Annotated in this window: 24 protein-coding genes; 11 read left to right on the top strand and 13 right to left on the bottom strand. The window is 60.6% G+C overall.

Features of this window, described 5'->3' with window-relative positions; translation table 11 throughout:
• Positions 1-3: 3 nt before the first annotated feature.
• From CJ028_RS20785 to CJ028_RS20415, 9 genes are all read right to left on the bottom strand, one after another.
• Positions 4-594 carry a hypothetical protein gene (locus tag CJ028_RS20785; RefSeq protein ID WP_129590564.1) on the bottom strand — a complete coding sequence of 197 codons (591 nt, stop codon included), beginning with the start codon at positions 592-594 and terminating at the stop codon, positions 4-6.
• A gap of 98 nt (positions 595-692) precedes the next feature.
• Entirely contained in the window at positions 693-1,064 is a 372-nt protein-coding gene (locus tag CJ028_RS20440) for a DUF805 domain-containing protein (protein ID WP_240607495.1), read from the bottom strand.
• A 141-nt stretch (positions 1,065-1,205) separates the two neighbouring features.
• Entirely contained in the window at positions 1,206-2,450 is a 1,245-nt protein-coding gene (locus tag CJ028_RS20435; RefSeq protein WP_161499038.1) for a tyrosine-type recombinase/integrase, read from the bottom strand.
• Positions 2,451-2,472: 22 nt separating this feature from the next.
• Positions 2,473-2,682: a helix-turn-helix transcriptional regulator gene (locus CJ028_RS20780; RefSeq protein ID WP_129590563.1), complete on the bottom strand. Its 210-nt coding sequence runs from the start codon at positions 2,680-2,682 to the stop codon at positions 2,473-2,475.
• Positions 2,683-3,020: 338 nt separating this feature from the next.
• Positions 3,021-3,644, bottom strand: a complete 624-nt coding sequence (locus CJ028_RS21625; protein ID WP_240607493.1) for a tyrosine-type recombinase/integrase — start codon at positions 3,642-3,644, stop codon at positions 3,021-3,023.
• A gap of 354 nt (positions 3,645-3,998) precedes the next feature.
• Entirely contained in the window at positions 3,999-4,265 is a 267-nt protein-coding gene (locus CJ028_RS21620) for a hypothetical protein (RefSeq protein ID WP_240607486.1), read from the bottom strand.
• 193 nt (positions 4,266-4,458) lie between these two features.
• The gene (locus CJ028_RS20425) at positions 4,459-4,971 is read right to left on the bottom strand and encodes a MaoC family dehydratase (protein WP_105037037.1); all 513 of its coding nucleotides are present in this window, start codon (positions 4,969-4,971) and stop codon (positions 4,459-4,461) included.
• Positions 4,968-5,879, bottom strand: a complete 912-nt coding sequence (locus CJ028_RS20420; protein WP_105037036.1) for an HpcH/HpaI aldolase/citrate lyase family protein — start codon at positions 5,877-5,879, stop codon at positions 4,968-4,970. Before CJ028_RS20420 ends, CJ028_RS20425 begins: the two co-directional genes overlap by 4 nt.
• A 2-nt stretch (positions 5,880-5,881) precedes the next feature.
• Positions 5,882-6,520: a GntR family transcriptional regulator gene (locus CJ028_RS20415; protein ID WP_105037035.1), complete on the bottom strand. Its 639-nt coding sequence runs from the start codon at positions 6,518-6,520 to the stop codon at positions 5,882-5,884.
• 187 nt (positions 6,521-6,707) lie between these two features.
• Here CJ028_RS20415 and CJ028_RS20410 point away from each other — a divergent pair, with 187 nt between their 5' ends.
• From CJ028_RS20410 to CJ028_RS20360, 11 genes are all read left to right on the top strand, one after another.
• On the top strand, positions 6,708-7,535 hold the full coding sequence (locus CJ028_RS20410) for an ABC transporter ATP-binding protein (protein WP_105037034.1): 828 nt from the start codon (positions 6,708-6,710) through the stop codon (positions 7,533-7,535).
• Positions 7,528-8,235 carry an ABC transporter ATP-binding protein gene (locus CJ028_RS20405; protein ID WP_105037033.1) on the top strand — a complete coding sequence of 236 codons (708 nt, stop codon included), beginning with the start codon at positions 7,528-7,530 and terminating at the stop codon, positions 8,233-8,235. Before CJ028_RS20410 ends, CJ028_RS20405 begins: the two co-directional genes overlap by 8 nt.
• A 22-nt stretch (positions 8,236-8,257) precedes the next feature.
• Entirely contained in the window at positions 8,258-9,136 is an 879-nt protein-coding gene (locus CJ028_RS20400) for a branched-chain amino acid ABC transporter permease (protein WP_205684123.1), read from the top strand.
• A 3-nt stretch (positions 9,137-9,139) separates the two neighbouring features.
• The gene (locus CJ028_RS20395) at positions 9,140-10,174 is read left to right on the top strand and encodes a branched-chain amino acid ABC transporter permease (protein ID WP_105037031.1); all 1,035 of its coding nucleotides are present in this window, start codon (positions 9,140-9,142) and stop codon (positions 10,172-10,174) included.
• 34 nt (positions 10,175-10,208) lie between these two features.
• Positions 10,209-11,360, top strand: coding sequence for an ABC transporter substrate-binding protein (locus tag CJ028_RS20390; protein ID WP_105037030.1), 1,152 nt, complete (start codon positions 10,209-10,211; stop codon positions 11,358-11,360).
• 107 nt (positions 11,361-11,467) lie between these two features.
• Positions 11,468-12,157: a cysteine hydrolase family protein gene (locus CJ028_RS20385; RefSeq protein WP_105037029.1), complete on the top strand. Its 690-nt coding sequence runs from the start codon at positions 11,468-11,470 to the stop codon at positions 12,155-12,157.
• Between the two features lie 22 nt (positions 12,158-12,179).
• Positions 12,180-12,950, top strand: coding sequence for an SDR family NAD(P)-dependent oxidoreductase (locus CJ028_RS20380; protein WP_105037028.1), 771 nt, complete (start codon positions 12,180-12,182; stop codon positions 12,948-12,950).
• A complete protein-coding gene (locus tag CJ028_RS20375; RefSeq protein WP_105037027.1) occupies positions 12,947-14,224 on the top strand; it encodes a methylaspartate ammonia-lyase in 1,278 nt (425 codons plus the stop codon). The genes CJ028_RS20380 and CJ028_RS20375 overlap by 4 nt, the downstream gene beginning before the upstream one ends.
• Positions 14,221-15,468 carry a CaiB/BaiF CoA transferase family protein gene (locus CJ028_RS20370; RefSeq protein ID WP_105037026.1) on the top strand — a complete coding sequence of 416 codons (1,248 nt, stop codon included), beginning with the start codon at positions 14,221-14,223 and terminating at the stop codon, positions 15,466-15,468. Before CJ028_RS20375 ends, CJ028_RS20370 begins: the two co-directional genes overlap by 4 nt.
• Entirely contained in the window at positions 15,461-16,237 is a 777-nt protein-coding gene (locus CJ028_RS20365) for an SDR family NAD(P)-dependent oxidoreductase (RefSeq protein WP_240607485.1), read from the top strand. Before CJ028_RS20370 ends, CJ028_RS20365 begins: the two co-directional genes overlap by 8 nt.
• A gap of 97 nt (positions 16,238-16,334) precedes the next feature.
• Entirely contained in the window at positions 16,335-17,237 is a 903-nt protein-coding gene (locus tag CJ028_RS20360) for a polysaccharide deacetylase family protein (protein WP_240607483.1), read from the top strand.
• A gap of 240 nt (positions 17,238-17,477) precedes the next feature.
• Here CJ028_RS20360 and CJ028_RS20355 read toward each other — a convergent pair whose 3' ends face one another.
• The 4 genes from CJ028_RS20355 to CJ028_RS20340 are packed head-to-tail and all read right to left on the bottom strand — an operon-like array spanning position 17,478 to position 22,145.
• Entirely contained in the window at positions 17,478-18,830 is a 1,353-nt protein-coding gene (locus CJ028_RS20355) for a type I glutamate--ammonia ligase (RefSeq protein ID WP_105037023.1), read from the bottom strand.
• A 23-nt stretch (positions 18,831-18,853) separates the two neighbouring features.
• Positions 18,854-20,092, bottom strand: a complete 1,239-nt coding sequence (locus CJ028_RS20350; RefSeq protein WP_105037022.1) for a M20 metallopeptidase family protein — start codon at positions 20,090-20,092, stop codon at positions 18,854-18,856.
• Positions 20,089-21,258, bottom strand: coding sequence for an amidohydrolase family protein (locus tag CJ028_RS20345; RefSeq protein ID WP_105037021.1), 1,170 nt, complete (start codon positions 21,256-21,258; stop codon positions 20,089-20,091). The genes CJ028_RS20350 and CJ028_RS20345 overlap by 4 nt, the downstream gene beginning before the upstream one ends.
• The gene (locus CJ028_RS20340; protein ID WP_105037020.1) at positions 21,255-22,145 is read right to left on the bottom strand and encodes a MurR/RpiR family transcriptional regulator; all 891 of its coding nucleotides are present in this window, start codon (positions 22,143-22,145) and stop codon (positions 21,255-21,257) included. The genes CJ028_RS20345 and CJ028_RS20340 overlap by 4 nt, the downstream gene beginning before the upstream one ends.
• Positions 22,146-22,169 lie beyond the last annotated feature (24 nt).

Raw genomic sequence — 22,169 nt, 5'->3', positions numbered from 1 at the left:
GGTTCACCATTTCGCTTCCTCAATGGAAACGACGATTTCGGTGCAGATCGTTCTTAGCGCGCTCGGAGTGGGATCTGATGAGTCCGGATATGGGTTGCCCGCGCTGTTTATTCGAACGGGTTTGAGGCCGCCCAGCCGGCTGAGGTCCTTGTAATGGTCGGGGATGTGAGGATCGACGTGAGCGCCCCCGTCTATGTTGGCCGCGTGTAAGACGAAATAACTACGACTGAGTTCCACTCCTCCGATCGCTCCAAGACTTCCATACCACCAACTTTCGAAACTGGTCGTGTATTTGGGCAGGCCTCGGATGGGTTCGAATCCCGGCATATTCGGAAGTGATACCCACAGGCCATCTGTGTGGGGCAAACCATCGGGCCGCACCATTTCAACTGCGGAAAGCCAGGTCATCGAATCCCGCAGGTTCATCTGAGTGAGCAGAGACGTGGACACTTCGGTTGTGTGAACAAGAGTGCGAACAGAAGTCGCTATGCGTTTCGCCTCTGAGGTAGTACCGGCATCAAACCGTGCAGCGGATGCCCGAAGCCAGTCAAGGTGTTCCGCGAGGCGCTCGTCAAGATCGCGGCGCACAGGCATACTCGAATGCTACCGCCCACGGATCCGTCGGAGATGCTACGTCCATCGCTGCCCTGGGTGCAGGAATCGGCCCGAACTGACCACGCCCGCGCGCCCTGCTAAGTGTCGGAGGCAACGTAAGAATTTTGTGTTGCCGCGCTCACTGTACTGGGCTGACACAACAGCACGATCACGATAATTGCTCCTGCGAACGGGATGAGCGCGAGAAACAGAAATCCCCAAGAATACCCCGCATCACGCAGCCGACGCGCGCCGACGGCGAGAGACGGGAGTAGTACGGCTAATCCCCACAGTGTCTGCAGCACGGCGATATCTTGTTGACCATTGATCGCGATGTCGATGCCACCGAGAACGGCGGACACGACAACATTGAACAAAGTCCACCACCAGTACTCAGAACGACTGGCAACCCCATCAAACTTCGCGTATTTGCTGAAAACGGTCGATATAGCCTGGCCGAAGGACATCATGTGTTCCTGACGTAAATTAGCATCGTGGGAGCCGGTGCGGACTCAAGTTACTAGATGAGCGTATCCACGATTGTGCGGCCTCCAGTTAGCGGTTCAACCCCAATACAGGGGACCTCGCGCATCGATGAAGACCAACAGCGATCACTTCGGAGGCACCAACCGCTGCATCACCTCCGCCGGCCTTGACTTCACTGTGCGGTCGGGCTCCGCATAGTGCGCCTTCGTCGTCGACGTCGAGGTATGCCCGAGCATGTCGGCTGCCGCCTGCATTCCAAGCTCGTTCGCGAGCAACGTCGAGCCCGTTCGTCGAAAGGAGTGCGCCGTGATGTTCAGGCCCTCGAGCGCCGCATTTCGGAGTATCTCCCGGAACGTGCGCCTGACGTTATATGGCGCGAGTGGTGTGCCCACCCTCGAGTAGAAGATCAGGTGCTCCGCATCCGCCGGATCAAGCAGTGCCAAACGCTGGCGGATAACCTCGGTCGCAAAGAACGGCATGCCAATTACCCGGTTCGACTCGTGGGTCTTGGGGTGCTCCTGACGGTGCACGCCGGCCTTATTGTGCACGACGAGCGTGCCACTGATGTTCACTTGCGGCGGGTCGGCGTCCAGGTCGACGTCGCATTGCCGAATGGCGAGCACTTCGCCGATGCGCGTGGCGGTGCCGAGCATCACCTCGATGATGTCGCGCACCTGGCCGTCAGACCGCGGCCCCATCCGGCCCACTTCCGTGCGCCATTCTCGGGCCGCGAGCCGGATGGCGGCAATCTGGTCGGTCGTGAGCGCCTTTGGCGTGTGCGGAGGGCTCTTCATGCGCGAGGTATCCTTCATCGGATTTCGCGGAATGATCTCCCGCCGCGTTACGAACGCCAGGATCATGCCGAGAATCGTTCGAGAGTGCTTTGCCCGCGTATAGGACTGCACTCGCTGCTCCCTGAGGAAGAGCTCGATACGACCGACGGTCACCTCGCGAATCGTGAAGTTCTCGAAGTAGGGCAAGATGAGCACACGCAACGCGCCTTGATACGTGTCCTTCGTGCCCTGGACACGGTCGACATCGAGCGTCACGTCCTCCATCCATGCCGCCGCGAGCAACGGAAATGGCGAGCTGGCCGTCAGGGACTCCCCGACACCACCGACGCGCATGCGCGCGGCGAGTTCGGTCTTGAGGGCCGCCTGCGCCGCGTTGCGGCTTTCACGTGTCGCCCCAACTTGCCGTGACTGACCATCCCAGTCGCGGAAGACGGTCGTCGCTCGAAATCGCGCCGGTCCGAGTTCGAGCCGAACGTGCTTATCGGCAGACGTGGACGCCCGGCCACTAGCGATCGCCCCCAGGATCGCCCAGAGCCGGTGCAGGCTCGTGCAGACTGTCGAGCCATCGCCGAACATCGGAGACACGGTAGCGGATCTCTCACCCGACTCGAATGCCGGAGGGTCCGCGACCGTCGGTGCGTAGGTCATAGATGGCCTGCACCTGCACGCCGACATATTCGGCGAGCTCGCTTGTCGTCAAAACGGGCTCGAGACCGAGCCCCAAAAGTTTTTCAGTGTCCATAACCCGTAGGTGTTCGAGGTCATCCCAGACGACTCGAACCGGGTCGTGCACCTTCTCTACGAGCACCTGAACAAGGCGGTTATTTTGCAATAAACAATGGGTAAACAATGGGTGAGTCAAGTCTTGCCCTTTCGGTAAAGACAAGAAACCCAGATCAGATCTAAATTACAGTAGGGCGGCCGGGACTTGAACCCGGGACCGACGGATCACACCAAGTGCTCGTGAGTCGCTCGCTCGGTGATAATGAACATCGATTGATCTCGACGAACTTCGGTCGGACCAGGTTTTCATCGTTGCAGATGCGCTGAAAGGTAAGGGTAAGCCTAGACCGAGTTCGTGCCATCTCGATGGAATAAACGGATATTAAAAATCCGCGCATCAAGTCTTGCTCGACGCAACTAGACCTAGCCGAAGCATGATGCTTCTCGTACACGCTCGGCGACGCACCGTCTCATGACTAGAATTTTGTCGTTGGGGAACAGTGTTCGACGACGACAACATATCTCCGCCGTCACCGGGTCGAACATGTCGGCCGTGACCACATAGCTATTTCGAGTGGTCTGCTCGTTGGCGTGGTCGAGAAGTCGCGAGGCGAGCGTGATCCCGGCTGCCCACTCTATAAGCGTCGCGGCCATCCGCCGGTAGATATGCGTCGTGTATTCATCGACGTCAACGCCGAGGCCAACAAGATGAGTGCGCTCATCCTCAACGAAGGCGCGCAGTTGCCGCTCGTAGTTGCTCACGCTCAACGAGCGGCCGGTCCTGGTGGGGAACAAGAAAGCCTCCGGGTCTGGCTCGGCAAGCGCCAGCCGCACGCGCACGGCCGATGCTGCCATGGAGGGCAGCGCGATACTCCGCCGCTGTCGAGAGCGTTCGGGAGAGTTCTTGCGGTGCGTTCCTTGGGCCTTGGTGCTGACGATTGTGCCGTTCACGATGAGGGTAGGTGGAAGCGTCGTCATATCTACGTCACAGCGGCGCAGGCCGCGGCACTCGCCAATGCGCAGCGAGGCGCCGATCATAATATCCATGCCGTCGATCAGGGCGCGGTAATTGGGTCGGGGTCCCTCCTCGCGCGTGAGCCGCCATACCTGCATGCGACCGCGGATACCGGTGATCTGCTCCGGAGTGAGGGCGGATTCCTTTTGCGGTCACATCGGCAGGCGCTGCACGTCGCGCACGGGATTCTGGGTCATGGCGTCGTCGCGCACGGCGTAGCCACACACTAGGTCAAGACCGCAGGCGCTCGACGGGCTTTCTTGATCGTTTCTTCCTCCAGGATTCGCTGGAGGATGCGATCGCAGCGACCGACGGTCAGGTGCTCGAGCCGCACTCCCCCCGCAGCGCGGCACGATGATGACGCGAGCCGTTGTCTCGTAGGATTCCTAGGTCGAATACGACAAACTGCCCGCCTTGGCGCGGGTGAGCCCTGTAAATTCCATTCTTGCTTGTACACGTGGTCGATCAGCATGCCGTAGTTCCCTCATCGCCGAGGACCGGACGACGCCACCATGCTGGGGATGCTTCTCCGACTTGATCGCTATCGCGATCGTATTCCGCGCGATGCCCAACCGCTGAGCGATCTCGCGCTGCGACACCCCCTCATTCAAATGAAGGCGACGAACCAAAGCCCACTCTTCCAACGTGATCACGCAACCATCGTGCTCTGTTAGCTCAATTCTCAACCGTCGTTCTTGGCTCAATTTTCAACCGTCGTTGACATGTTAAAATTTAGCCAGGTGCTCGGTCGGCGTCAATGACCAGATGGTGCCCGACGCTTCGACACAGGGATCCCATTTCTGTCTGATCTCCCACGAAACCAGCAGATGCCGGCGGTGGCCTTTCCTAGCGGGTCTGCGGGTCGTGCAGCTCTACAGTCGGGATGCTGGGACCTTGGCCTCTGCGGTAGATCATGACCGTGCGTCGGAAACTGATTACCGGTGTCCCGTTCTGGTTGTAGCCAGTCGTGCGAACCGTCACGATTCCGACATGGGGTCGAGATGCAGATTCACGAGTTTCAAGAACCTCGGAGCGGGAATAGACAGTGTCGCCCTCGAAGAGAGGGTTGGGCAACCGAACCTCGTCCCAACCGAGATTCGCCATTACGTTCTGCGAGATATCGCTCACGGACTGCCCGGTGACCAGCGCGAGTGTGAAGGTCGAGTTGATGAGCGGTTTGCCGAATTCGGTCTGTGCAGCGTAATGATGGTCGAAGTGCAGGGGCGCCGTGTTTTGAGTGAGGAGTGTGAACCAGGAGTTGTCCGTCTGCGTCACCGTTCGTCCAAGCGCATGCTGATATATCTCACCGACTGCAAAATCCTCAAAGAAACGTCCACGCCAACTCGGAAGTTTTGTCATTTTATCTCGCTCTCGCTCGGTGCTGCGAGTTCCAGAATCCGTCTCGCTTGACGGAGTATCGCCGCGTCCACCATCTTGCCGTCGGTTCCAACCCATGCCCCACGACCAGCGTCCGTGAAGACCTTCGCTGTATCAAGCAGTGCCCTGGCTGACGCGACCGCGTCGGCCGAGGGTGTAAACGTCTCATGAATGATCGGTAGTTGCGCGGGATGGATCGCTGCCCGACCGACGAAGCCTAATCGGCGCAATCGCTCGGTAGAGAATCGGAAGCGTTCAAGGTCTGAATAGTTTGCAGAGACCGGACCGACCGGAGCTGCCAGCCCGTTCGCCCGCGACGCGACAACAATGTTCGATCGAATTGCCGCAAGTCCGCCCTCGTCGGCACCGAGCTCCATCCCCAAATCTGCGGCAAGGTCGATTTCCCCAAGCTGCAGCATGATTACTCGCGGCGCGCCGGCAATGGGCATGATGTTGACTACGGCCTCGGCCGTTTCGATGAGCGGCATGACTGCGATTGAGCCTGGGGCGAGGCCCTGCCTGCGCTCCGCCGCGGTCAACACATCGTCGGCTGCGGCGAGGTCAGCCGACGTGGTGATTTTCGGCAACACAACTCCCCGCAAATGCCCGCGTACGAGCTGATTCAACTCTTGGAGCCCCACGCAGCCAGCATTCACCCGGACCCATCGCTCCACGGGCCGCCCTCGCCTGTCCCTGACAACCGGCTCGGATTTCAACCAGGCGAGCACCTGTGCCAAGGCGCTCGCCTTATGTGCGGGCACTACCGAGTCTTCAAGGTCTGCGATGACGGCATCTGCCCGCAGCCCTTGCGCCATGTCAAGTCGCCGACCCGCGTCGCCGGGTACGTAGAGGTAGCTCCGAAGACCTGGGCCGTTGCCGGATGGATTCATCGTCAGAAGAGCATCTGCACGAGCTGACGCGACGTTGTCAGATGATCGCGCATGGCCGCTTCGGCACGAGCAGAGTCACCACTTTCGAGCGCACTCATCAAGTCGGAATGGGAGAGCATCGCATCTTTTGATGGTGGCCGGTTCTTCCAATGCATCCGCCAGAACCGCAAGCTGTGCAGCAACAAACTGTCAGCGGCGTCTTGAAGCAACGAATTGTTCACCATGTGCACGAGCGTCTCGTGAAAGGCATGGTCATCGAGAAGGAATTGTTCGTGATCATTGATTTCGCGATCACGATCAATGGACTCAACAAGAGCGCGCAATACCGAGAGATCTTCCTCGCTGGCACGCGCGGCTGCGATGTACGCGACGCCGCACTGAATGACTTCTCGTGCCTCGAATATGTCAAGAACATCACTTAGCGTCAGCGGGGTCACGGCAGTGCCGCGGCGGGGCATGATCGTGACGAACCGGTCTTTTGCGAGCCGAGCGAGAGCCTCGCGCACCGGCACGCGGCCAAAGCCTAGTTCGCTGGCAAGGGCACTTTCATTTACGAAGGTACCGGGCGGAAGACGCAAGTCCACGATCATCTCTTGTAGCTTCGCGTAAGCCAAGTCACTGTCCCGTTGCGCTGACACCATGTTCCCTTCTCAGCCTTTGATTTTCTCCTGACGATCCCCAAACAGCTAAGGCAGGCGGACCGCAGTCCACCTCATCAGAAATAACTGAAATATGCAACTGATATACAAGATGGGTTCACTTGTGTATCTTCAGTGGCAACACATAAAAAGACCACGATTCTCCGATTCGACGTAAGGAGTCGAGCACATGACAGATGGGATCGTTTTTGCGCAGGGAGCGCGCGCCGCAACAAGCGGCGAAGGTGCTTTCCTCGGTGTGAAGGACCTCGGAGTAACTTTCGGCGGGCTCACCGCGCTTAGCGAGTACGCCCTTGAACTCGAGCAGGGGCGCCTCCTGGGAATCATCGGTCCCAACGGCGCCGGCAAGACGACTCTCTTCAACTTGCTCACCGGACTCGTGCCGCCCACCACAGGCTCCGTGGTGCTTCAGGGCCGCGACATCACGGGGGCAAAGCCGCATGTTCTCGCAGGCGCGGGCGTCGCTCGCACCTTCCAGAACATCCGAAACATTCGAGGCCTCTCGGTCATCGACAACGTGAAAGTCGCATTGGGCCTTCATGAGGCTCCGTCGCTACTCTCCACGATTTTCTACACACCTGGATACCGCGCCGGACAAGCCCGCACTGAGCGGAAGGCTCGCGACCTGCTCAAGTTGCTGAACTTGGACGACGTTCGGGATTTACCGGGCGACGGATTGCCGTACGGCGCCCAGCGTCGGCTGGAAATCGCCTGTGCCCTGGCGCTTGAGCCAAAGCTGCTGCTCCTCGACGAGCCGGCGGCCGGAATGAACCCAACGGAGACCCTTGAATTGATGGAACTCATTAAGAGAGTTCACCGCGAGTTTGCCCTCACCATCATGCTCATCGAACACAACGTGCATTTCATCATGAACACGTGTGAGCGGATTCAAGTGCTGAACTACGGTCGGCTAATTGCCGATGGTGAACCGTCATACATCCGCAAGCACCCTGCCGTAATTGAGGCCTACCTAGGAGCGGGAGCCCACGATGCTTGAAATTCGTAATCTCTCCGTTGCCTACGGCAAGATCGTCGCGGTTTCTAACCTGAGCTTGACCGTCAATGAAGGTGAGATCGTCACCGTTGTTGGAGGCAATGGTGCAGGAAAGACGACAACACTTCGAACCGTTTCTGGAGTATTGAAGCCACGGTCCGGCGAAATATTGTTCAAGGGCAAGTCGATGGTTGGGCTGTCTCCTGAAGCAATAGTCACTCGCGGCATATCGCACTCACCCGAGGGACGGATGATCTTTGGCCGCCTCACGATAACGGAAAATCTAAAACTTGGCGCCTACAACCGCAAGGATCCTTCCGGCGTAAAGAGCGACATGGAACGGATGTTCGGAATGTTCCCGGTGCTTGAACAGCGAAAGTCGCAACGGGCCGGCACCCTCAGCGGTGGTGAACAGCAGATGCTCGCAATCGCTCGTTCACTCATGAGCAGGCCGAATCTTTTGCTCCTCGACGAGCCGTCACTTGGGCTTGCTCCGCTCCTCGTCGAGAAGATCTTCGACGTCGTAGTCGAACTCCGAAACGAGGGCGTCACGATTCTTCTCGTGGAACAGAACGCGAATGAGGCCCTGCGCATTTCCGACCGCGCCTACGTGCTTGAAACTGGCACGGTCACTATCGAAGGCCCTTCGACAGAACTCATTAACAACCCAATGCTCCGTGCGGCCTACCTGGGACTGGACTAATCCGATGACGATCAACTACATCATGCAGCAGCTGGTGAACGGGCTTGCGCTCGGAAGTATCTATGCCCTCCTCGCTATCGGACTGACGATGGTTTACGGCATCCTGCGGCTCATAAACTTCGCGCATGGAGACCTCATGATGCTGGGCGCTTACGTCTCGAGCATCTTCATAAGCGCGACGATCCTGCCCATTTTGTTTGCTGTCGTCATCCCGACCCTGCTCATGGCCCTCATGGGCCTGATCGTTGAACGAACCGCCTACAGGCCGCTACGAGGCGCGCCAGAAGTCGCGATGCTCATCACCTCCCTCGGGGTAAGCCGATTACTACAAAACTCGACGGTTCTGGTACTCAGCCCTCAGCCGCGCGCCTTCAGGCTCCCCGGCGATCTAACGCAGACCATGAATGTGGGGGGTATCCGTTTCACCCAACTGGATGTGCTCACCTTCCTGCTGGTCATTGCTCTTATGGTGCTCCTGACCCTGTACATCAACCGATCGAAGACCGGCATGGCGATGCGCGCATCGAGCGAGAATCTTCGCGCCGCGCGACTCATCGGCATCAACGTCAACTGGGCGATTGGCGCAGCATTCGTTCTTGGTTCGGCTCTTGCGGGAACGGCTGGGTTCCTGTGGGCCTCACGGTACGGAATCATTGATCCCTTCATGGGCTTCCTTCCCGGCGTAAAAGCGTTCGTCGCTGCCGTCATCGGGGGAATTGGGTCGATTCGCGGTGCAGTGGCGGGTGGGGTGATCCTCGGGGTCGCCGAGATCGGGTTCGTTGGCTTTCTCCCTCCGGAGTTCTCGGGTTACCGTGACGCCTTCGTCTTCTCGCTTCTGCTGATTGTTCTGCTGGTCCGGCCGAACGGGCTGTTCGGCAAGTCCGAAGTTGAGAGGGCATAAATAATGAAGAGCTTTCTTACGCGCAAGAACGTCGTGCTGCTGGGAGGGATTGTTCTTCTCGTAGTTCTCCTCGGGGTCGCAGACGCGACGCTTAATAACTACTACTTGCGGATTCTTCAACTGATGGGGATCTACATCGTCTTAACGGCGAGCCTAAATCTCACGAACGGGTTCACGGGAGACTTTTCCCTCGGCCATGCTGCTTTCATGGCCATTGGCGGCTATGTATCTGCCCTCCTGACGATGCCGCTTGCTGCGCGAGCCCTTCAGCTCGCGGACCTGCCCGCCTGGTTTCAGGAGTTCGCAATGCCTTTCCCACTTGCGACCGTGCTCGGAGGGCTTCTTGCCGCGCTCGTTGCCCTGCCTGTTGGCCTCGTCGTGTTGCGACTTCGCGGTCACTATCTCGCGGTAATGACTCTGGGCCTACTGATTGTCGTCAAGAGCCTCGCGAGCAACTGGGAGCCGGTCACCCGCGGTGCTCGAGGACTGAGTGGTTTAGATTCGGCGACGACTCTGTGGTGGGCGTTCGGGTGGGCGGTCGTCACGGTCTTCGTCGTGTGGCGTCTGGTGCACTCCCCATTCGGTCGGTCGATGATCGCCGTGCGGGATGACTCCGTGGCCGCGGCGAGCCGCGGTATCTACGTGTTCCAGATTCGACTCATCGCCTTCATCATGAGCGCATTCTTTGGCGGCGTAGGTGGGGCGTTGCTTGCCCACCAGCTCACCGCAATTACGCCACCCACCTATTCTTTCGACCTGACTTTCTTGATTGTGATCATGCTTGTTATCGGCGGGTCGGGCAGCGTGACCGGTTCCGTTATCGGAGCCATCATCATGACTATCGTGCCTGTGATTCTGCGCGACCTTGAGCGCCGCTTTGAGCTGCCCGGCGTCTCACAAATCATTATCGCCGCTGCCCTGATCGCCTTCATGATCTTTCGCCGTCAGGGCCTCATGGGTAGCCGTGAGATGCATCCCTCGACATGGTTCATGAAGAAACCTGCCACTCCAGTTTCCGTTGACGCACCACAGCAGTAATTCCCACACTCACAACACAACGAAAGGCACGACAATGAGAAACATCCAATTATTGGCACTTGGCGTGAGCGCTGCGATGCTCCTCGCCGGCTGCTCGGCCGCCGCCGCTGACGACGAGATTGTCGTCGGCGCTGTGTACAGCATCACTGGCTCGCAAGCATCAATCGACCAGCCCGGCTACAACGGGTTCAAACTCGCTGCGAAGCAGATCAACGAAAGCGGCGGCATCAACGGTAAGCAGATTCGGGTTGCATTCTCGGATGCCGCTTCGGAGACTACGACGCTAACTAACGTCGTTTCCGAACTCATCGAGAACGACGGTGCGGTGGCACTTGGCGGAACGAACGACTCCACCTTGGCATTGGTGGCCGGGCCCATTGCCCAAGCGGCGGGTATTCCTTTTGTTGCATCCGGTGCGACCCTCCCGACGCTGCCCGAACAGGTCGGTGATTCCATGTTTATGGCCTGTTACGGTGACGACCTTCAGGCTGAAGCAATCGCAGACTATTCGACCGAAGAGTTGGGCGCACAAACCGCGTGGGCGCTCGTGGACCAGGCCTATGACTTCACCACCGCGCTAAACAAGTTCTTCCAGGAGCGCTTCACCGCCAGCGGCGGCGAGATTGTCCTTGAAGACTCGTACAAGTCGGGCGACACAGACTACTCGGCGCAGATTGCACGACTGCAAGCTTTGAAGACCCAGCCTGATGTGCTGTTCGTCGCCGCAATCCCGAACGAGGCTGGCATCATCACACAGCAAATCCGCGCTGCGGGGCTCATGCAACCCATCGTATCGGGCGACGGCTACGACACTCCGCTGGTCGCTGAAGTCGCAGGCGCCAACTCAAAGGATGTCTATTTCTCCACTCACGTTTCCCTCGAAAGTACGGATGCGGTCGTTCAGGACTTCGTGACGGCCTACACCGAGGAATATGGCACTGCTCCGGAGAATGCATTCGCCGCACTGGGTTTCGACACGATGAACCTGATCGCAGATGCACTCAAGCGCGCGACCGATGACACCGACCCGGCAGCGGTGAGGGATGCCCTCGCGAGCACCCAGAACCTGGTCGCCGTAACGGGAACAATCTCGTTCCCCGAGGGCTCACGCAAGCCGAGCAAGGCTGTCACCATCATGCGTATCGTCGACGAAGTCACAACGTTCGTCGAGACCATTCAGCCCTAGCCCTAGCCCTAGCCCAGGCTCACTGGGCGGCTCAGCGCACCCGCGCTGAGCCGCCCAGTTCACCCGTGGCGCCGCTCTGACGTCCCTTCAAATAAGGAGTAATTGCAATGATCATCGTCGATGGGAAGCAGATATACACGGAACTCAAGGAGCTCGTCGAGCCTTCGCACACCGCGCTCGTCATCGTTGATATGCAGCGGGACTTCATCGAACCAGATGGCGCTTTCGGTATCATGGGCATCGATCTGAGCATGTATCACCAGAGCCGACCCCGACTGCATGAGCTGCTGAAGAGTTCCCGGGAAAACGGCGTGCTCGTAATACACATTCAGAACACTTCGCTTCCCGGTCGAGCCAGTGACTCGCCCGCACAAATCCGGTTCAACCAGCGGATGCACTCGAGCGACATCTCCCGGGCTGAGCCACTTATCTACACCCGTCCGGGCACGCCTGGGTTCGACTTCGTCGAGGAACTCCTTCCCATCGGCGATGAACTTGTCGTGCGTAAGTACAGATCCAGCGCGTTCTGGGGCACCAACCTCGATCTCCTTCTGCGCAGCAACGGAATCGAGACGGTAATCGTCACCGGGTGCACCACAGAGGGTTGTGTGGAATCCACCGCTCGCGACGCGATGTTTGCGAACTACTACGTGGTTCTTGCCACGGACTGCGTCGCCAGCGACGACCCGGAGCAACACGACGCCTCAATGCTGCTCATGCGCCACCGTTTTGACATGGCAACGGAAGGCGAAATTCGTATGGCATGGGAAAGCACTTCGACTGCCCTCCCGATCTAGACCCCAGCAACCAAGGAGAGCAATGAAAAAGAATGTGACACGAGACGGACTACTCGTTGGCAAGGTTGCGGTTGTGACTGGCGCGGCATCTGGTATTGGCGCTGGAATTGCGCTCGCCTTCGGACGGGAAGGCGCCCACGTGGCGGTCGTCGACTTGTGCGACCAAGCTGAGGCGCAGCCAGTGCTCGATCAGTTGGCCGCGATGGGCGCAACATCCCTGTTTATTCAAACCGATGTGAGCGACGCCACGGCTGTGTCCGAACTCGCCGATGCCGTAACCAGAAACCTGGGGCGAGTAGATGTGCTCGTCAATAACGCGGGTGTTTTTACTCAAGCTCTGGTTGAGGACATGACGATTGCTGAGTGGGATTTCGTCATGGGGGTCAACCTCCGTGGCACGTTCTTGTGCACTCGGGCATTCCTCGGTGGGATGCTCGAACGCGGCGACGGCCGCATCATCAACATTGCCTCCCAACTCGGCCAGATTGGTGGCGCCGAAGTAGCTCACTATTGCGCAAGTAAAGCCGGTGTCATTGGTTTTACGAAAGCGCTCGCGCGCGAAGTCTCTTCGCGCGGAGTGCTCGTCAATGCGATTGCTCCCGGCCCGATCAACACTCCACTGCTCGACTCCGAAACGGAGTCGTGGCGCACGGCAAAGCTGGCCGAATTGCCTATAGGGCGATTCGGCGAGGTGAGCGAGGTTACGCCCACGGCAGTGCTGCTTGCTTCTGCCGGGGGCTCCTTCTACGTCGGGCAAACCCTCGGGCCTAACGGTGGGGACGTGATGCTGTGAGGATTGTCGATGTTATCTGCGTGCCTGGCCGCACTGGTTTCTACCGCGATGACCAGATGGCTATTCGCACGGGAGCAGGGCACGATGGCTTTCTTTATTCTGGATCGCCGGTCACCCCGGGATTTCGTTCTGTGCGAGAACCGGGCGAATCGGTCTCGGTAATGATTGTGCTCGCCGACGGGCAAGTCGGCGTCGGCGACTGCGCTGAAGTTCAGTATTCGGGAGCAGCGGGGCGCGAAGCGGTGTTCCACGCGGACAGTGCGAGTCGGCAGATCTCCGAACGGGTCACTCCTGCGCTTGTCGGTCGCGAGGTGCACAGCTTCCGGGAGCTTGCCGATGAGGTTGACGGCGACCCACGCGATGCAGACCGACTCTCTGCCTCCGTTCGATACGGCGTGACCCAGGCGCTGCTTCATGCCGTCTCGCTAACGCGTGGCCTGACGATGGCAGAGATCGTGCGTGACGAATACGACACGGGGATCGAGATCGTGCCCGTGCCCCTGTATGCACAAACGGGCGACGAACGTCGGATAAACGTCGACAAGATGATTCTCAAAGAAGTTGACGTCTTACCCCACGGCCTCATAAACAATGTTGAGACCAAGCTCGGCATCGACGGCGGATTGCTCAAGGACTACGTCAGCTGGCTTAGCGAGCGCATCCGGACGGTTCGGTTGAACCCTCACTACAACCCGCGGCTCCACATCGACACCTACGGCACGATCGGCATTGCCTTCTCGAACGACCTGGATCGTATTGCTGACTACTTGGGCGAGCTGGAGGAGTGTGCGTCGCCGTTCCGACTCCGAGTAGAACATCCTATCGACGCCGGCAGCCGGGATGCCCAGATCGAGATGCTCGCAGCCCTGCGTGCCCTGCTGAGGGAACGTTCAATCAGTGTTGAACTGGTCGTGGACGAGTGGTGCAATACCCTCGAGGACATTGAGGCCTTCGTCTCAGCTCGGGCCGCTGACGTGATCCATGTCAAAACTCCGGACCTTGGCGGAATCAACAACACCATCACTGCGCTACTTCTCGTCCGCGCGAGCGGTCTGGCCGCGTATTGCGGCGGCACCTGCAACGAAACCGATATTTCGGGTCGGGTGTGCGCCCACGTCGCTATGGCATGCGGGGCAGACCAGGTTCTCGCCAAACCGGGGATGGGCGTTGACGAGGGGGTCATGATTGTTGGGAACGAAATGGCGCGCACCGCGGCATTGGCCGCCGCGCGACGGAGAATCTCGGAGTTACTTCCTTCGGCGGTAGGCGAATGAGGCCGCTTGAAGATGTGCGCATTATCGCCATCGAGCAGTACGGCGCCGGGCCATTCGGCAGCCTGCACCTCGCAGACCTCGGTGCCGACGTGATCAAGATTGAAGACCCCTCTAGCGGCGGCGACGTCGGACGCTACGTGGTTCCGCTTCAAGCCGGCGAAGACAGTCTCTTTTTTGAAGCGTTCAACCGGAACAAGAGGAGCATTAGCCTCGACCTCTCCACGTCGAGCGGACGCCGTGTATTCGAAGACTTGGTTCGCAACAGTGATGCCGTTTACTCCAACCTCCGCGGCGACGTGCCGAGCAAGCTCGGAATAACGTATGACGCCCTGAAGCACCTCAACCCTAAGATTGTGTGCTGCTCCCTCAGTGGTTTTGGAATGTCCGGTCCTCGGAGCGCGCAACCCGGTTATGACTATCTCCTGCAAGGAATCGCGGGATGGATGGACCTGACAGGTGAACCAAGCGGCCCCCCCACCAAATCGGGGCTCTCGGTCGTCGACTACTCGGGTGGCCTGGTCGCGGCCATCGCTCTCCTCTCCGGCCTCCACGCGGCTCGGCGTGACGGCGTGGGCATGGACTGCGACGTGAGCCTTTTCGACACTGCAATCTCGATGCTGAGCTACCCCGCGGCGTGGGCGCTCAACAGTAACTTTCTCCCCGAGCGCACACATCACTCTGCCCATCCGTCGATCGTGCCATTCCAAGCCTTCCCATCCGAGGACGGCTGGTTAGTTGTGGCCTGTGCAAAGGAGAAGTTCTGGGCAAGATTGGCCGATGCCATCGGTCGACCAGAACTGGCCACGGACGCTAGATACAACAGCTTCGCGACAAGGCGCGCCCACCGTGAAGCGTTGACGGAGATCCTCGAGGCGGCCTTTCGATCCGACACCACTGCGTCGTGGATCGAAAAGCTGACCGTCGCCGGTGTACCGTGCGGTCCGGTCAACACGGTCCGCGAGGCCCTAGCCGATCCGCACACACTGGCGCGAAACATGCTCGTCGAAACAGAGCATCCCCGGTTTGGGACCATCACGCAGGTCGCTACCGCGGCTCGAGTCGGCTCGTTTCCGCCCGCGCGAGGCCGAGCCCCCGCACGCGATGAGGACGGCCCAGAAATTCTGAGAGGCCTGCTCGGATACCCCGAAACGAGAATTCGCTACTTGCGCGAGACTGGCGCTTTCGGCGCACACAACTCCGCCATATCCCCGGCGGTAAGAGAAACAGGAGATGACGATGTTTGACCTTACAGGGCGAGTGGCCCTAATCACTGGGGCCGCCTCAGGCATTGGGGCAGCAACCGCGAGGATATTCGCCGAGGCCGGAGCCGATGTCGCACTCGCGTTTTACCCGCCGGACGGGCACGATATCCGCCCCGTCGTCGCCGCCGTCGAGGCAGCCGGCCGCCGGGCGATTACCGCTCCCGTTGACGTTTCGTCCACTGCGGATGTCGAAGGGCTTGTGAAAGCCGCCGAAAATGAGTTCGGGGCCGTCCATATCGTGGTCGCCAACGCCGGAATAGCGCGCACCGTGCGCCTCGCCGACCTAGACGATGTGGCGTGGAACTCTGTAATGGAAGTCGATTTGCACGGGGCTTGGCGCTGCTTCAGAGCGGCCATCCCGTCCATGCAGCGCGAGAAATACGGTCGGCTGCTCGCGACCTCGTCGGTTGCGGGCACCGTCTCGGGCTGGCCCGAGCACTCCCACTATGCCGCTGCCAAGGCCGGGCTCGTCGGGCTCGTCAAGTCGCTCGCCGTGGAGTTCGGCGGCGACGGGATCACGGCCAATGCGGTCGCACCCGGGGTCATTCGCACCCCGCAGTCGCTCGACCCCGTGAACTCGCTAGGCCCCGCCGGAGTGGACGCTGCAGCCAAGAAGATTCCAGCCGGAAGAGTGGGAGTACCGGACGACATCGGATATGTCTACCGCTTTCTCGCCAGTCAAGAGGCGTCCTACGTCAACGGCCAACTTCTGGTCGTCGACGGCGGCCGCAACCTTGCCGGACTTGACTAGGCGCGACAGCGCCGCGCACCACCCCGCACACAAACACTAGAGGAGTGAGATTATGTCCCTTGATCCACAATTTTTCCGACAGGCCGACGTTGCCGACGTGCCTGGTCCATCTCGCGACCTGGTCGGATACGGCGAATTTCCGCCCCGCGTTCGTTGGGCGAACGACGCGAAGGTTGCGATCCAGATCGTCGTGAATTACGAGGAGGGTTCGGAGAAGTCGTTCGCTATGGGTGACGGCGTAAACGAGGGAATGTACGAGCTTCCGTTCGCCGTGGACGGCCAGCGCGACCTTGCGGTCGAGTCAATGTACGAATACGGGGCTCGCGCGGGGATCTGGCGACTGTTCCGAATCTTCGACGCCGCCGATATTCCGGTCACATTCTTTGCCGCTGCCGTGGCACTGGAACGCAACCCGGCGGTTGCGGAGAAGCTCGCCCGCCGTGGCGACGAAGCAGCTGGCCACGGTTATCGGTGGAGCAATCACTACGAAATGACCCGCGACGAGGAACGCGAAGCCATCAAGCGCGCGATCGCCTCAATTGAAAAGACGACGGGCAAGCGTCCGACTGGCTGGTATTGCCGAGAGATGAGTGTCAACACGCGGGATCTCGTTGTGGAGGAGGGCGGGTTCATGTATGACTCCGATACCTACAACGAAGATATCCCCTACTGGACCAAGACGAACGGCAAGAACCACTTGGTCGTTCCGTACTCGCTGGTGGTCAATGACGCACGTTACGTTATCGGAACCGGATACGCGAGCCCGGAGCACTTTTTCGAGACCGCCAAGGCGAGCCTGGACCGCCTGCGCAACGACGGCGACGACGTGGGGCGCATGATGTCCATCGGTCTGCACCCGCGTATCACCGGAAATCCTGCTCGCGCCGATGCTCTGGCTCGATTCATCGACTACGCGAAGCAGTTTGACGACGTCGCCTTTATGCGTCGCATCGACATCGCAGAGAAGTTTGCCGAGCAGGTTCCCGCACCGACTGACTGACACCTACCGGTGATAGGTAGTCTCCGCACCGTGGTCCGTTGTCGACGATGGTGATCATCGGAACACGGCAACTTTCCCAACTGGATCACTGCCGCTGCTTTTGCAGGACAATGGCCGAGGCCCCAGGAGTATTCTTGGGGCCTCGGCGCCTGCATTGTGGCCAGAATCCACTGCGTTCTTTCCGATTGAGAAATCGGCATTGGAATCTGCCGAGGCGGCAGGGAAACTCGGGGACTAGAGCTAGAGTTTCCAACGGATCAGCGCGGCCGCCTCGTCAACGGGCAGCGCTCCGTAGGTGGCCGCGTCGTGGCGCCGTACCGCAACGTAAGCGTCAAGAAGCACGGAGCCGAAGGCCTCGCGAAGGTACGTGCTTTTCTCGAGCAGATCAAGCGCCTGACCAAGATCGGCCGGGAACGCAGTAACGCCGGCCGCGGCACGCTCGGCTTCCGTGAGGAGCTCAGGGTCGACGTTGACGGGTTCAGGCAGTGGGGCTTTGGTGCGCACGCCGTCGAGTGCTGAAGCGATGACCGTCGCGACAGCGAGGTAGAGGTTCGCCGCCGGGTCGGCGCATTTGACCTCCACATTGGATTGCGTCGCCTCCAAACCGGCGTAGCCAGGCATAAGGCGCACGGCGACCTCGCGATTACCCACGCCCCAGCAGATCGCGGCGCCCGACCAGTTGTGCGGCTGCAAGCGCTCGAAACTCAGGGTGCTGCCACCGAGGAGAGCGGTGCTCTCCCGCATATGAGCGAGTACTCCGGCTATCATGTGGCCGCCCTCATCACTCATCCCCCACGACCCCGCCGGATCATGAAAGACGTTGACCCCCTCGCGCCGGGCCGAGAAGTGTATGTGGCAGCCATTCGAGCAGGTCGCTGTGCTGGCGACTGGCTGGAATGAGACGAGCAGTCCGTGGGCTGCGCTGAGGCGGGTAATGACATGGCGCGCAAGCATGTAGTCGTCAACCGCCCGCACCGGATCGCGCGGGGCGAACGACACCTCCACCTGCCCGGCCCCAAACTCCGGGTGCATCTGCTCGATTGGCACGCCCGCCTGGTCGAGTCCGCGCATGACATCGAGGTGCCATGTCTCCAGTTCGAGGAACGGGCGTGCCCCGTATCCCGGCCCGAAGTGCGCCAACACCGGTGCGTCGGCCGAGCCTGTGAACAGCGTGAACTCCATCTCGAGGCCGATCGTGAAGTGGAGTCCATCAGCCTCCGCTTCTCGGCCGAGACGCTTCAGCAGCGAGCGCGAACAGGCCGGATGCGGGCTGCCGTCAAGCGCGTGCAGATCGGAAGGTGCCCAGGCGAGCCCAGCAATCGGATCGATCAGGGCGGCGGCGCCTAGGTCGGGGATACCCCGCAGGTCGCCGACCGTCGAGTCGAGCTCGTCGGTGCGGCACACGTGATCGTCGATCGCGAGCAGCAGAGCGACGCTGAGCGAGACAGTGCTGCCGCTGCGCGCAGCGCTCTCGATCTTTCTACCGGGCACCACCTTGAGCCGCGAGACACCGGCGTTGTCGACATGAGATATCATCAGCGCGCGAACCGCGCCGAGGTCGACGGGCGAAGCCGCTGGCGGGATACTGGTCATCAAGAACTCCTTCTTAGTGTGGATCAGGTGAGCAGGGTGCGTGCGGCCGCGAAGTAGGCGAGCAGCATCACTTGGGCGACCTGCCGCACGCTCGTGTCATCGGGGGCGAACCGCGGATGATGGAGGCCCGGCGAGCCTGGATCACCGTCGCCAGCACCGGCGAAGACCATAAGAGAAGGCATGAGCGCGCTGAAGAAGGCGAAGTCGTCGGCGCCGCACGAGCGCACCGGAGCCGATTCCATGAAGTCGTTGGACCGCAGTTGAGCTGAGAGCCCCTCCGCCAGCTCGACGTTGTTGCGCAGCACGGGCTCTCCGATGCTTATAACCACCTCGGCGGTGCAGCCATAGGCCTCGGCTGTGGAGCGCACAATCGTGTTGACCAAGCCATGAATTAGGCGGGATTCGGACTGGCTGTAGCTTCGAATGGTGCCCTGCAGCGATACCTGCGAGGGCATGGCGTTGTGCGAGTCACCGCCGCTGATACGGCCGACGGTGATGACCATGGGATTCATCGGGTCAATCCGACGGGCGACGACCTGTTGCAGGCTCTGAACGATGGCGGCGGCAGCGAGCACGGTGTCGTCGCCGAGGTGCGGATACGCTCCGTGCGCCGGCCTCCCATGCACCAGAATATCGAAATTGTCGGCTGCGGCGTTGATAGCGCCGGCCGCCGAGGAGATCCATCCCTCAGGGATGGCGGGCTGCAGGTGTACCCCGATCATCGCGCGAATGTCGTGTGCGAGCATCGTCGGATTGTCCACGAAATCCTTGGCACCGGAGGGGTATGTCTCCTCACGGGGCTGGAACACAGCCAGGAAGGGCACCGGGGGCCTGACCATGTCGAGCACCCGGGTGACTGCCACGAGTGCTGCCATATGAACATCGTGACCGCAGAGGTGGGCGACGTTCGCCCGCCGCGATTGCCACGGAACCTCTGAGCACTCTTGGATGGGCAGCGCATCGAGCTCGGAGCGGATCGCGATCACCGGACCTTTCGCGTCGCCGACCCGAAGCACGAAGCCCTCGTGGATGAATTGCGCACCGGGCATCCCCAGCGCGCGCAGGATCTCGTCGCGGGTGTCGAATTCGTCCCCGCCGAGCCTCGGCTCGGCATGAATGCGGTGGCGCAACTCCACAGCCTCAGGCAGGACCGTCTCAAGCATACTGATCGCCACCTGCTCAAGGGCCTCTAGCTGCTCGGCCACGAGACCGACCACGCCTTCGGTCTCGGTCTCATCAGGCAGTCGCGGATTCTCGCTCACCGGCGGCCACCGAGCCCGCGTACCTCGAGCACACTGTCATTGACCCCGCGGTTTTCCAGTCCGTAGACGCGCCTGGCGTTGCCGGACGCGACGAGCTCGACAATGCGTTCGGCTTCGTCTGCTGTCAGCCAGTCGTCGCCCAACCACTCCTCGGCGATGCGCGAGATAGCACTGCGCCACGACGTCGCGCTTACGAGGTAGTGCTCGGCCAAGCCATAGGCGTCAGAGGAGTAGAGCACCTTGTGGAAGGGAGCGATCTCAAGCGACTCTCGCACGGCGGAACCGGCGCTCGGCCCCATGTAGTGGCTCACGAGGCCTACGTCGAGGAAGACGTGGGGAAAGATGTGCGCGAGGCTCCCGGCCTCGCGGATGAATGGGTAGCAGTGAAGCAGCATCATCGAGGCACCCGAAGCACGGGTAGCGCGGAAGAAACCGGTGAGACGGGTCGGATCGGAGAGGTGCAGGTGCACGTCGCTATCGCCGAAACCCACGTGAAACTGGATGGGCTTGGCTAGGGCGACGGCCTCCCAGACGATGTGCGCCAGCAGCACCCGGTGATCGAGTCGATAACCGGCCTCGGGGTCGCTGCCGGCCAACCATTCCGCGGCGGCAGCTTCGACCTCTGCGGCAGTGAACGGCGACTCGGGAATATCGAAGCCGGTGCGGTAAGCCATCACCGATTTGAAGCCCACCGCGCCCGCGGAGGCTCGCTGCAGCGCCTCCCGGAAGTCGAGGAGAAAACCGGACGCGGTGGTGTCCGGCGCCACCTCCTCGGCGATGCGCTCGAGGCGCACGATCTCGGCCGAACCGATGCCGAGCTCGCCAGTCATCAACGACGGGGACACGACATCGGATGCTGTGAATCCGGTGTCGAGGATCAGGATGTCAGTGCCGGTGGCCGCCATCAAACGGCGGTTGACCTCAGGTGCGCCGAGCTCGGCGCGCCGCTCAAGGTAGTCCGCGATAGATGCGTGGCGAGGCAGACCGAGCAAGGGTGCGCACCGCGAGCGGATTCCCAGCCCGAACGGCGAGTCGAGGGTCTCGATGCCGTTGATGCTCAGCCAATCGGACTCAGTGGCATGCAACCGGAACTCGGCCGCCGGCAACGCGCCGAAGAGCAAACCATGGCAGTGGTGGTCGACGAGTCTGACGTCGGATGCGATCATCGGGGGGTTTCTCCAAACTGGGCGTCGGCGGTTTCGACGAGCGATCCATGCCGGTTGCGGAAGCCGAGGCTGTCCCAGGCCGCGTCATAGCGGCGCATCCGCTCCACAGGGGTGTCGCCGAGTGAGTCCGCGACACCGGCCAGAAGGGCCTCGGTGACCGCCATGGCCGGCACCATCGAATCGAGCGGATGCGGGGCATCAATCGAGCAGGTGAGCACGGCATCCGCGTGCTCAGCAAGGGGACTCATCCAACGGTCGGTGAGCAGCACGATCTTCGCCCCGCGGGCCTTCGCCCCGCGACCAAATTCGATCGTGTTCGTTTGGTACCGACGCAGGTCGACAATCACGATTACGTCGTTCACGGTGATGTCGGTGAGCAGCGTGGTGCGATCCTCGACGTTGAGGTATCTGGTGAGCGGCCGCAGCACCTCCAGTCCCAGAATGAGGGTCTTGGCGAGGATGTACGAGAACCGACCGCCGGTGGCATAGATGCGGTTCTTGGCGGAGGAGAGCATTGCGACCGCGCCATGGAAGTCGGCGGGGTTCATCGCGTCGAAGGTCTCGATGACGCCGCGGCTAAAGACTGTGCGTGCGCGCATCAACGGGTCGTCGTCCGCTCCATAGTCCGAGAGCTGCTCGATAGGGGCGAGCGAGCGTTCCTTGAGTTCCTGACGCAGCGCGTCCTGAAACGCGGCATACCCATCGAAGCCGATGCGCTCCACGAGGCGCAGAACGGTCGGAGCACTTACGCTCGCATCGGCTGCGATGCTGGCCACCGTGTCGAGAGCGGCCGCCGGATAGTTTCCCAGCAGCGCAGTGGCTACCATCCTCTCGGCACGCGGAAGTGTGCCCAAATGCGCTCTCAGAATCTGCGAAACGGTCTGCATGTAACAAACATACCGTAATGTCAA

The sequence above is a fragment of the Cryobacterium aureum genome, from assembly GCF_002954245.1.
Lineage (GTDB): Bacteria > Actinomycetota > Actinomycetes > Actinomycetales > Microbacteriaceae > Cryobacterium > Cryobacterium aureum.
Note: the sequence above shows the minus strand (reverse complement) of the source record. Positions and strands in the feature narration are given on the sequence as shown.